Annotated in this window: 10 protein-coding genes; all 10 read left to right on the top strand. The window is 45.9% G+C overall.

The genetic code is table 11. From position 1 onward, the window contains the following. Nucleotides 1-475: heterodisulfide reductase-related iron-sulfur binding cluster (locus B3D59_RS00235; RefSeq protein WP_286817080.1), on the top strand; the 475-nt coding region annotated here is incomplete at its 5' end. A 229-nt stretch (nt 476-704) separates the two neighbouring features. Then, complete coding sequence (lysS, locus tag B3D59_RS00230; protein ID WP_286817079.1) at nt 705-2183, top strand: lysine--tRNA ligase; 1479 nt, start codon at nt 705-707, stop codon at nt 2181-2183. Between the two features lie 9 nt (nt 2184-2192). Beyond that, nucleotides 2193-3416: a lipoprotein-releasing ABC transporter permease subunit gene (locus B3D59_RS00225; protein ID WP_286817078.1), complete on the top strand. Its 1224-nt coding sequence runs from the start codon at nt 2193-2195 to the stop codon at nt 3414-3416. Next, nucleotides 3409-4098, top strand: coding sequence for an ABC transporter ATP-binding protein (locus B3D59_RS00220; protein ID WP_286817077.1), 690 nt, complete (start codon nt 3409-3411; stop codon nt 4096-4098). The genes B3D59_RS00225 and B3D59_RS00220 overlap by 8 nt, the downstream gene beginning before the upstream one ends. 33 nt (nt 4099-4131) lie before the next feature. Continuing rightward, the gene (gene bamA, locus B3D59_RS00215) at nt 4132-6768 is read left to right on the top strand and encodes an outer membrane protein assembly factor BamA (protein WP_286817076.1); all 2637 of its coding nucleotides are present in this window, start codon (nt 4132-4134) and stop codon (nt 6766-6768) included. Between the two features lie 30 nt (nt 6769-6798). Then, a complete protein-coding gene (locus tag B3D59_RS00210; protein ID WP_286817075.1) occupies nt 6799-7332 on the top strand; it encodes an OmpH family outer membrane protein in 534 nt (177 codons plus the stop codon). 3 nt (nt 7333-7335) lie between these two features. Beyond that, on the top strand, nt 7336-8373 hold the full coding sequence (lpxD, locus tag B3D59_RS00205; RefSeq protein ID WP_286817074.1) for a UDP-3-O-(3-hydroxymyristoyl)glucosamine N-acyltransferase: 1038 nt from the start codon (nt 7336-7338) through the stop codon (nt 8371-8373). Further along, a complete protein-coding gene (gene lpxA, locus B3D59_RS00200) occupies nt 8370-9149 on the top strand; it encodes an acyl-ACP--UDP-N-acetylglucosamine O-acyltransferase (RefSeq protein WP_004073644.1) in 780 nt (259 codons plus the stop codon). Before lpxD ends, lpxA begins: the two co-directional genes overlap by 4 nt. Before the next feature lie 5 nt (nt 9150-9154). Further along, nucleotides 9155-10006, top strand: coding sequence for an LpxI family protein (locus tag B3D59_RS00195; RefSeq protein WP_286817073.1), 852 nt, complete (start codon nt 9155-9157; stop codon nt 10004-10006). Further along, nucleotides 9999-10740: lipid-A-disaccharide synthase (locus B3D59_RS00190; protein WP_414646500.1), on the top strand; the 742-nt coding region annotated here is incomplete at its 3' end. The genes B3D59_RS00195 and B3D59_RS00190, both read left to right, overlap by 8 nt.

Here is a 10740-nt window from a genome sequence, read left to right as displayed (position 1 = left end):
GACCCTCCTGGACCGGGAGATCGATAAAAACCTTATACGGCAAAACATTACCCATCCCCTTGACGGGATAAAAGTGGCCCCAAGCTACGGCTGTCATGCGCTGCGCCCCTCAACCATCACTGGGTTCGATGACCGCCCCGATGCACCGACGATATTTGAACGGATTATCACACTGACCGGAGCGGAACCCGTAAACTGGTCCAAACGGCTGGAATGCTGCGGCAATCCCTTATTGGATAAAAACACCCCTCTGGGCGAGGGCTTTATCCTGACAAAATATGAAACGGCAGAACAGGAAGGGGCGGATATAATCTGTACGGCATGTAATTATTGCCACATGCAATTTGAACACGGCCGGGAGCTTATCCTGAAATCCGGATCAACAAACCCCATACCTGCCATACTCCTTACCCAATTGCTGGCCCGGGCCATGGGGCTTGAAAAAGGGTGGACAGGGGTAGAAACCGCAGCCTGAAACCGGTGAGAACAAAAACCATCCCGTGGTCCGGAAAGGCCACGGGATGTTTTTTATGTGATTCTTTTTACCCCCTCGCGCCGTCATTGACAAGGCTATACAAAAACGCTATTTTACCATGTTTTTATTCATGGGGTTTACCGTGCCTTAACGTTTTAAATCAAAAACGAAGCGGCCCCTTTTTATTTATAAATCCGGAGCCTAAATATAAACGAAAGCAGCTATTTTTATGGATAACAAAACAAGCAACCTTCTTGAGATTCGCAAAGAAAAGATAAACGAGCTAAAAACCGAAGGCATCAGCCTTTATCCCAATGATTTCAAGCCGGATCATAGGGTTTGTGAAGTAAAGGACATTATAGAGCACGATCCGGAAACCCTGGGCGAGAACGGCCGCAAATTCTGCCTGGCGGGCCGTATGATGGCCATTAATAAAATGGGGAAATCTTCATTTGTCCGGTTTCAGGATGCTGGTGAGCAGATGCAGGTATATATCCAGAAAAACAAGGTGGGAGATGATGTATATGCTTTGTTTAAAAAACTGGATATTGGTGATTTCATGGGTGTTGAGGGGCCTTTGTTCCAGACAAGAACCGGTGAATGGACCCTGCTTGCCGAAAGCTTTAGGCTTTTATCCAAATCCGTAAGGCCGCTGCCTGAAAAATTTCACGGCATCAAGGACCCTGAAAAAAGATATCGCCAGCGGTACCTTGATCTGATCATGAATGAAAATACCCGGCAGATTTTTAAAAAACGAAGTGCCATTGTGGCTGCCATGAGACGTTTTTTTGATGAAAACGGATTCATGGAGGTGGAAACACCCATGATGCAGACATTGCCCGGCGGTGCCGAAGCTACTCCTTTTAAAACGTGGCACAATGCCCTGGGCATGGAACTTTACCTGCGTATTGCCCCGGAATTGTACCTGAAACGACTGGTGGTGGGCGGATTTGAAAAGGTGTTTGAAATTAACCGGAATTTCAGAAACGAAGGCGTCTCCACCCGGCATAATCCGGAATTCACCATGGTCGAGTTCTATCAGGCCTATGCCACCTATGAAGATCTCATGAACCTGACCGAAGAGATGTTTTGCGACATTGTCACCCAGATTTGCGGGGAGACCCGCATTGAATACCAGGGACTTACCATTGATTTTGCCAAGGGGTGGAAACGCATCTCCATGATAGACTCCTTATCTGAAATCGGAGGCGTTGATCCGGCCATTGTCAATGATACCCAGGCCTTGCTTGCACATGCTGAAAAGGAAAATATTCAAATCGCCAAAAAGGATCGTCACGGCAAAGTGATGACCAAGCTTTTTGATGCACTTGTGGAGCCCAAGCTGATCCAGCCCACGTTCATTACCGGATATCCGGTGGAGGTCTCCCCTCTGTCAAGGAAAAGCGAAGCTGATCCGGAACTTACGGACCGGTTTGAATTATTCATTGCCGGAAGGGAAATTGCCAACGGATTTTCTGAAATCAATGACCCTGAAGATCAGTATAACCGTTTTATCATGCAGGTGCGTCAGCGCGATGAGGGCAATGATGAAGCCCATATCATGGATACGGAGTATGTCGAAGCCCTGGAATACGGAATGCCGCCTACAGCAGGTGAGGGGATCGGTATTGACCGTCTTGTCATGCTGCTTACAGATGCTGCCTCCATACGCGAGGTGATTCTTTTTCCACATATGAAAAATCAATAAAAGGTATCTGTGGGAGCCGAATTTTTTATAGCCGGAAAATATCTGCGGGCTAAACGCAAGGAGGGATTTATTTCCCTGATCACTCTTTTGTCCGTGGCCGGTGTTCTTCTCGGCGTGATGGCATTGGTGGTGGTTATTGCCGTCATGAGCGGATCTGAAACAGAATTTAGAAAGAGAATTCTTGGATTGGAGCCCCATGTTCTAATCATGAATTATTCCGGCCATTTTAGCCCTGATCCGGATATGGAGGATACGCTCAGGCAGACCCCCGGCGTTACAGCCGTATCTCCCATTTTATTCGGCCAGGCAATGATACGCACGGCCGACTCTTTTTCCGGTATCATTATCAGAGGTATTGAACCGGAAAAAGGGGCTGCACTGATCAAAGGATACACGTCCGAAGCCCTTGATCAGGCATTGAACCAGGAAACGATTACAAAAGGTCTTCCCGGTATTATTCTTGGCCAGTCGCTGGCCGATAACGTTCGGGTGGTTCAAGGAGACCGTGTGATCCTTATGTCAACATCGGGCATTATCTCGCCCATGGGGCAGATTCCCTCCATGAAGCAGTTTGTGGTCACCGGCACCTTTAAATCCGGCATGTCGGAATACGATTCTAGTCTGGCCTACGCCCGGCTGGATCAGGTCCAGGCCCTTGTGTCTGCCAAAGGTAAAATTTCGGCTTTCGGCATCTGGACCGATCAGATATTCAAGGTAAAAGATTTAAGCCAAGACGAACTTGGATTCATTAACTATCCGTATTACCTGCGCAACTGGATGGATATCAACCACAGTCTTTTTTCAGCGCTTAAACTTGAAAAAACCGCCATGTTTGTCATTTTAACGCTGATTATCCTTGTGGCGGCGTTTAATATTGCTTCTGCACTAATCATGATGGTTATGGAAAAAACCCGTGATATTGCCGTATTAAAAGCAATGGGTGCCACAAATTCCATGATCCGCCGTATTTTTATCATAAAAGGGATGATTATCGGCATAATCGGCACGGGTATCGGGACAACGCTCGGGGTGGTTATTTGTTACATCCTCAAACGGTACGAATTTATCAAGTTGCCTGAGGCATATCCTTTTTCCACACTCCCGGTTCAGCTTGAATATTCGGATGTCATTTTAACCGCTGTCTCCGCCCTGGTGATTTGTTTTCTGTCCACCCTGTATCCCTCTTATAAGGCGTCGCGAATGAATCCCGTGGAGGCTATAAGATATGGGTGATGCGCCGTTGATTCAACTGAATGGGGTTTCACGGTCTTTTGTATCCAAAACAGCTGCGCTGGACATTCTGCACAAGGCAGATATATCCATACACCAGGGGGAGACCATTGCCATCGTGGGGGCTTCAGGTATTGGAAAATCCACTCTGCTGAACATCATCGGCACCCTTGACAAGCCTGATGAGGGGCGCCAGTTCTTCAGCGGTGAAGATATCCTGGGGTACAATGATGAAAAGCTTGCTGCCTTTAGAAACAAAAATATTGGTTTTGTTTTTCAATTTCACTATTTGCTCAAGGGATTTACAGCCGTTGAAAATGTGATGTTGCCTGGGCTGATAGGTGGTAAATCTAAAAAAACTATTGAAAAACATGCAGTAAATATGCTTGAAAGGGTAGGACTTGGTTCCCGAATCGAATACAGGGTGGAAGATCTGTCCGGCGGTGAGCAACAGCGGGTAGCCATTGCCAGGGCGCTCGTCATGGCACCGGCCCTGCTGCTGGCTGATGAGCCCACCGGCAATCTGGATCAAAAGAACAGCAGTGCGGTTCATCAACTCTTGAAAGAACTTAACCAGGAAATGGGAATGACTATTATCGTGGTCACCCACAATTCAGATCTGGCCGGTTTAATGAAAAGAAGGCTGACGTTGAAAGACGGGAAAATCGTACCGGTGTTAAAGTAATAATTAAGTTAAATAAGTTACTTAGGATCAATTATGAAACATATTAAGTTCAGTGTATTGCTCGCGACGGTTTTCTGTCTTTGGGGAACAGGCCTTTTGTGTGCCGAGGAGCGGGTTGCAGTGGCACTATTTCCCTTTCATGTCCAGGCAGAACAGTCTGATGAAAAAATTGCGCCGGCCCTGTCGAAAATGTTGAAGGAAAAATTTGAAAAAGACGGCGCAACCGTAGTGGTTACAAATGTTTTTGTTGATACAACGGACTGGAACTATGAGCAATTTCGTCAGGAGGGTGTCCGTTTAGGTGTTGACTGGATCCTTACCGGTGACATTTTTATAGCCGGACAGGCTGTGAGCATTGATGCGCAGATGCACAATGTGTACAAGAAACAGGCACCCTTAACCTTTTTCTCACAATCACCAAGCCTATCGGAATTGTATGCCGGTATGACCTCTCTGGAAAAAGATATTATCGGCGAACTGTTTCAGCAGAAAATCATTTCGGCTATTACCATCAAAGGCAATGTGCGTGTTGATGCAGATGCCATCCAAAGGGTCATCTCATCCCGAAAAGGCGATCTTCTAAATCGTACTACGTTAGGCAATGATCTGAGTAGCGTGTATAAAATGGGGTATTTTGATGATGTGGTCATCAAAAAAGAGAACATGGATAAGGGGGTTGAGGTTATTTTTGAAGTCCGGGAAAAACCCAGTGTCCGTAATATTCGCTTTGAAAATAATCATGTTTATGAAGAAAAAGAGTTATTTGAGGTCATAGGAACGTCAACCGGGTCCATTCTCAATGCATATAAGCTGAATACTGATGTGGATAAACTTAAACGCCTCTATTATGAAAAAAATTATTATAACTGCCTGATTTCATATGACGTCAAACCATTGAAAAATCACCAGGCGGATATTATCTTCAACATCGACGAAGGTGAAAAAGTAAAAATTACTAAAATTGAATTTGAGGGTAATAAATATTTCGACGATGATGATATCAAAGATGAGATGAAGATCAAGGAAAAGGGATTCTGGTCATTTATAACATCTTCGGGAGAACTCAACGAAACAGAACTTGACAATGATGTGCTTCGCATAGAATCTTTTTATAACAACAACGGATTTATCAATGTCAAGGTATCCGATCCCGTAGTGAATATGGGAACAGAAGAGATTACCATTCAGTTTAAAATTGATGAGGGTGAACAATATAAAAATGGTGTGGTTCATGTTACAGGGGATATTCTTACCACCGAAGAAGAGCTTCTATCGCTTCTGGTTTCCCAAAAATCTGAATTGTATAACAGGGAACTTGTCCGCAAGGATATGATTACCCTGAATGATTTTTATGCCAACCAGGGTTATGCAAATGTCAGGGTCACCCCAAGAGCAGATAAGAATGATGCGGACGCAATTGTAAATATAAGCTTTGACATTGATAAGGGTTCGCTTGTTTACTTTAACCGGATCATTATTACCGGTAATAAAAAAACCAGGGACAAGGTCATCCGAAGAGAGCTTGCCATTGATGAGCAAGGTCTTTACAGCATGGCAAAAATCCAACGTTCGAACAGGAACCTCGTGTTCAAAGACTATTTTCAGAATATCGACATCAAACCGGTCAAAACCGAAGAAGAAAATAGACGGGACGTTCAGATCACCGTTGAAGAAAAACCCACGGGAAATTTTTCATTCGGCGGCGGTTTCTCAAGTGATGACGGGGCATTCGGTCAGGTTTCCGTTGAAGAGCGTAACCTTTTCGGCAAAGGACAGACAGGCAAATTTACCATTCGGATGTCTGGCGAGAATGCGTTGTATAATATCGGCTTCACTGAACCCTGGTTGTTTGACAGAGCTATTTCAGCCGGATTTGATATCTATAAATTTGAAAACGAATACGATTATTATGAAAAGGACGCCATGGGCCTCACCCTGCGCGCTGCCTCGCGCCGATTCTGGGACTACACCACCATTGGTTTAATTTACAACATTGAGAAGTTTGATATTGAAGATGTGGAATCCGATTATACATCGGTTAGTGCAGGCAATTATCTTACCTCCAGTATTACACCCTATGTCAGTTATGATTCAAGAAACCACAGTTTTTTGCCCACCAAGGGTATGTATCACAAAGTATCCGTTGAATATGCCGGCGAATTTTTAGGTGGTGAGATTGATTTTACCAAATATCTTGGTGAATCCGCTTTGCTTTTTCCTTTGTTCTGGAAATTTTCAGCTGGCATCTACGCCAAGGGCGGTTATCTTGATGACAGGACTAATGGGGATCCGGACATTGACTGGGAGCGCTTTTATCTTGGCGGTATCAACTCCATCAGAGGGTTTGACGATACGGACATCAACGGTACCAGAAATAACTCTTCCATTGAGGTCGGAGGTGAAAAATATTTCCAGTTCAATATTGAAATGATGTTTCCCATTGTAGAGGAACAGGCGGTTTACGGCGTCTTTTTCTACGACAGAGGCGATGTATATAACAACGGTGAAGATATTGATTTTGGCAATCAATTTTCCAGTTCAGGCTTTGAGCTTAGATGGAACTCTCCCATGGGGCCCATCAGACTGGCCTATGGTATTGTTATAGATGGTAAGGATGTTAGGAGTACCGGTGATGGTCAGTTTGACTTTTCAATTGGTGCATTTTTTTAAAAAATTAAAATTTTATTTTCGGAGGGATACATGAAAAAAAACATTCTATTTCCGGCAGTTTTGATTATTGCCACAATGTTCACCTGCAGTGCGTTTGCAGGTGATACCACTAAAATAGGTATGGCCAATTTTGAGAAAATAATACAAGAATCAAGTGCCGGCAAAGTGATGCAGAAAGACCTCAAGGCTAAACTTGAACAACTTCAGGGAAAACTTCAGGCCGAGGAAAAAAAAGTTCAAGACATGGCGGCCGCGTTAGAGCGTGAAGCCCTTGTGCTCAGCTCTGAAAAAAAACTTGAGCGCCAAAGGGAACTTCGGGACAAAGCGGATGATCTGAAAAAGATGAATGCCGACTATACCCAGGAAATGAAGATTATGCAAAACAAACGGGTGAATCAAATAGAGAAAGATGTCTTTGACATCACCAACAAGATAGGAAAGGCACAAGGGTATATTGTGATCATTGAAAGAAAGATGGCAGGTGTTATCTATGCTGCAGATAAGGTCGATATCACTGATGAGATAATCAAAGAATACAATTCAATTTACGCTAAGAAAAAATAATTCATGCTTACTGCAGAAAAAATAGCTGCGATGGTCAACGCCCGGACACATGGGGATCCGGGCAAAACCATTTCCGGGGTATCCTCCTTTGACGATGCCGGGCCCAAGGATCTGACGTTTGCGGTGGATCACTCTTTTTTTTCCCGGCTGAACGAAACAAAGGCCGGAATCATCCTTGTTCCCAACGAAGCCCCTGCGGTTTCCGGTATCACACTTCTTTACAGCGATAATCCGAAACTTGCTTTTTTTAAGATTGTGGCGCATCTGATGCCTGCAGAGCCGTTGAAGGAATTTATTCACCCTTCGGCTGTTATTGGAGATGACTGCATTATTGGTGACGGCACATGCATTGAGGCACATGTCAGCATAGGGCAGGGCTGCACCATCGGTAATCATGTCCACATCATGGCCAATACGGTGATCGGAAAGCAGTGCCGGATCGACGATGCCTGCCGAATCAGCCCCAATGTCACCCTGGCAGATAAAACACGGATCGGCAGACAGTCCATTATTCATCCCAATTCAGTCATCGGCTCTGACGGGTTTGGATTTGTCCAGGAGGGACACGCACATGCCAAGCTGTTACATACAGGGTGCGTCCATATTGGTGATTGCTGTGAAATCGGTGCCTGCAACACCATTGACAGGGGCACTTTAGGTATAACCCGCATCGGCAACGGCGTTAAAACGGACAATCAGGTCCATATCGCCCACAATGTTAAAATCGGAGACAATACACTGATCGTCGCCCAGGTGGGTATTGCCGGGAGTACCACCATCGGCCGAGATGTCATTATTGCAGGCAAAGCCGGTATTTCCGGGCACCTGAATATAGGAGACGGCGCTATTATCGGTCCCTATGCCGGCGTTGCAGCTGATGTTCCCCCGGGCAATGTCGTTTCAGGTATTCCCCACATGCCCCATAAAATCTGGCTGAAAGTATCCCGTATCATACCCCGCCTACCCAGTTTAAGAACACGACTGCTTTCCATTGAAAAACGGGTAAAAAAGCTCGAAAGCAGCAGTACGGAGCAACCATGATTCAATCGATTCACCCAACGGCAATTATTGATTCCTCTGCCAGGATAGATGAAAATGTTACCATTGGCCCCTATACCATTGTCAAAGGCGATGTAACCATTGGATCCGGTACAACCATAGGTCCTTACTGCACGATTGATGACCATGTTACCATAGGCCCGGACTGTAATATTTTTCAGTACGCCTCCATCGGCGGCGCCCCCCAGGACCTTAAATTTCATGGCGAGACCACCTATCTTACCATTGGCAGGGGGTCCATTATCCGTGAATTTGTCACCATTAACAGAGGTACGGGGGTTGGTGGCGGGCTTACGCAGGTCGGTGAAGAAAATTATCTGATGGCTTACACCCACATTGCCCATGACTGCAAAACCGGCAAAGGTGTCATTCTTGCCAACAACTCCACCCTTGGAGGACACATTGAAATCGGAAACTATGCCACGGTAGGCGGCCTTGTGGCCATTCATCAGTTTGTTAAAATCGGAGACTATGCCTACATCGGCGGTAAATCCGGTGTGGTAAAAGACATTCCGCCTTATGTCATTGCCGCAGGTGACAGGGCCACCCTGCATGGCCTTAATAATGTGGGGCTCAAGCGCCATCATTTTGATCCCTCCGTCATCCGTCAGTTGAAAAAAGCATACCGGATATTTTTTCGGATCGGATTGACAGTGACCCAGGCCGTCGAGAGAACCAAAGCAGAAGTTGAACAACTCCCTGAGATCGTATCTTTCTTAGAATTCATAAAAAATTCCAACCGGGGGATCACACGTTAATTGCCATGAATGATCCCGAAGGCAATAGTTGTTCTTCTCACATCGGTCTGATTGCCGGCGGCGGCCAATTTCCGCTGCTTTTCACCCGGAAGGCACATGAACACGGATATCAAGTGATCGGGGCAGGATTTCGCAGTGAAACCGATCCCCAGCTTGCCGAGCTGACTCACCGGTTTGAATGGCTCTATCTTGGGCAGCTGAGCAAATTGATCCGTTATTTTAAATCCCATGGTGTCACCAGGGCACTGCTCATGGGCTCCATCAGTAAGGCCAATATTTTCAAAGATATCAGACCGGACTTCAAAGCCCTTGCCTTTATCGCCAAAACAGCAGGGACCCATGATGATAATATCCTTTCATCGTTTGCGGACTTTCTGGAAAAGCAGGGCATTACCCTGGTGCCGTCCACCTTTCTTCTGCCTGAACTTATCAGTCCCAAAGGATGCTGGACCAAGCGGAAACCTGACAGGGCGGAAAAAAAAGATATACAGCAGGGTTGGAAGCTTGCCAAAGCCTTAGGCTGTCTGGACATCGGTCAGTGCATTGTTATTTCCAATGGAACCGTCCTTGCTGTAGAAGCCATCGACGGTACGGACGCCACCATAGAGCGGGGAGGGCGGCTGAGCCGGGGCAATGGGGCCACCGTTGTAAAATTATCCAAACCTCACCAGGATTTACGCTTTGATCTGCCTGCATCCGGATCTACCACTATTGAAACCATGCACCGATCCGGCGTAAATATGCTTGTGCTTGAAGCTGAGAAATCAATTTCATTTGACCGTGAAAAAATGATTGCCCTTGCAAATAAATATAATATCTGCATAACAGCGGTGACCGAGGATGAGATCCATGAGTGAAGGTAACCGGCATATCATGATCCTTGCCGGAGAACCTTCCGGCGATTTTCACGGGGCAGCCCTGGTGCGGGCCTTAAAACAACTTTGCCCCGGCATCCGGATTACGGGTATCGGCGGAAAAGCCATGGCAGAACAGGGGGCAGACATGTTCTTCCCTATTGAAAAGCTCTCTGCCATGGGGCTTGTTCAAGTGATCAAGCAGCTAGGTACAATTAAACAGGCGTTTTCCCTGGTTAAGCGACGATTAAAAACAGATCCCCCGGATGCTGTTGTGCTCATTGACTATCCTGGCTTTAATCTGAAAACTGCCGGTTTTATCAAGCAGCATTATGATATTCCTGTCTGTTATTATATCGCCCCAAAAGTCTGGGCGTGGAATGCCGGACGCCTGGATACCATTGCAAAAGTCACGGACCATGTGGCACTGATCTTTCCTTTTGAAATTCCCATTTATAAAGCCAAAAAAATCTCTTCCACCTATGTGGGAAATCCCCTGGTCGATGAATATCCCCAAAGCCCGCCGGTTTTAATCGAAGACAATAAAAAAGACCTGGGGGAAGATCTTGTGATCGGTATGCTTCCGGGTTCCAGATCCGCTGAAATTGACAAGTTGCTCCCTGTGATGCTGGCTACAGCCGGCATTGTTGCAAAAAAAAATCCTGATTCAAAGTTTCTTATTTCATCCGGCATTCAACAACATGAAGAACGTATTAAACACATTGTTTTTCACCACC

Origin of the sequence: Desulfobacter sp. UBA2225 (genome assembly GCF_002348205.1) — a bacterium.
Taxonomy (GTDB): domain Bacteria; phylum Desulfobacterota; class Desulfobacteria; order Desulfobacterales; family Desulfobacteraceae; genus Desulfobacter; species Desulfobacter postgatei.
The sequence above is the reverse complement of the archived record's forward strand: the minus strand, read 5'-3'. Positions and strand labels throughout refer to the sequence as shown.

Coding starts and splice junctions, on each gene's coding strand:
- B3D59_RS00195 (WP_286817073.1), top strand. CDS start 9,155: ATGAATGATCCCGAAGGCAATAGTTGTTCTTCTCACATCGGTCTGATT.
- B3D59_RS00210 (WP_286817075.1), top strand. CDS start 6,799: ATGAAAAAAAACATTCTATTTCCGGCAGTTTTGATTATTGCCACAATG.
- bamA (WP_286817076.1), top strand. CDS start 4,132: ATGAAACATATTAAGTTCAGTGTATTGCTCGCGACGGTTTTCTGTCTT.
- B3D59_RS00220 (WP_286817077.1), top strand. CDS start 3,409: ATGGGTGATGCGCCGTTGATTCAACTGAATGGGGTTTCACGGTCTTTT.
- lysS (WP_286817079.1), top strand. CDS start 705: ATGGATAACAAAACAAGCAACCTTCTTGAGATTCGCAAAGAAAAGATA.
- lpxA (WP_004073644.1), top strand. CDS start 8,370: ATGATTCAATCGATTCACCCAACGGCAATTATTGATTCCTCTGCCAGG.
- lpxD (WP_286817074.1), top strand. CDS start 7,336: ATGCTTACTGCAGAAAAAATAGCTGCGATGGTCAACGCCCGGACACAT.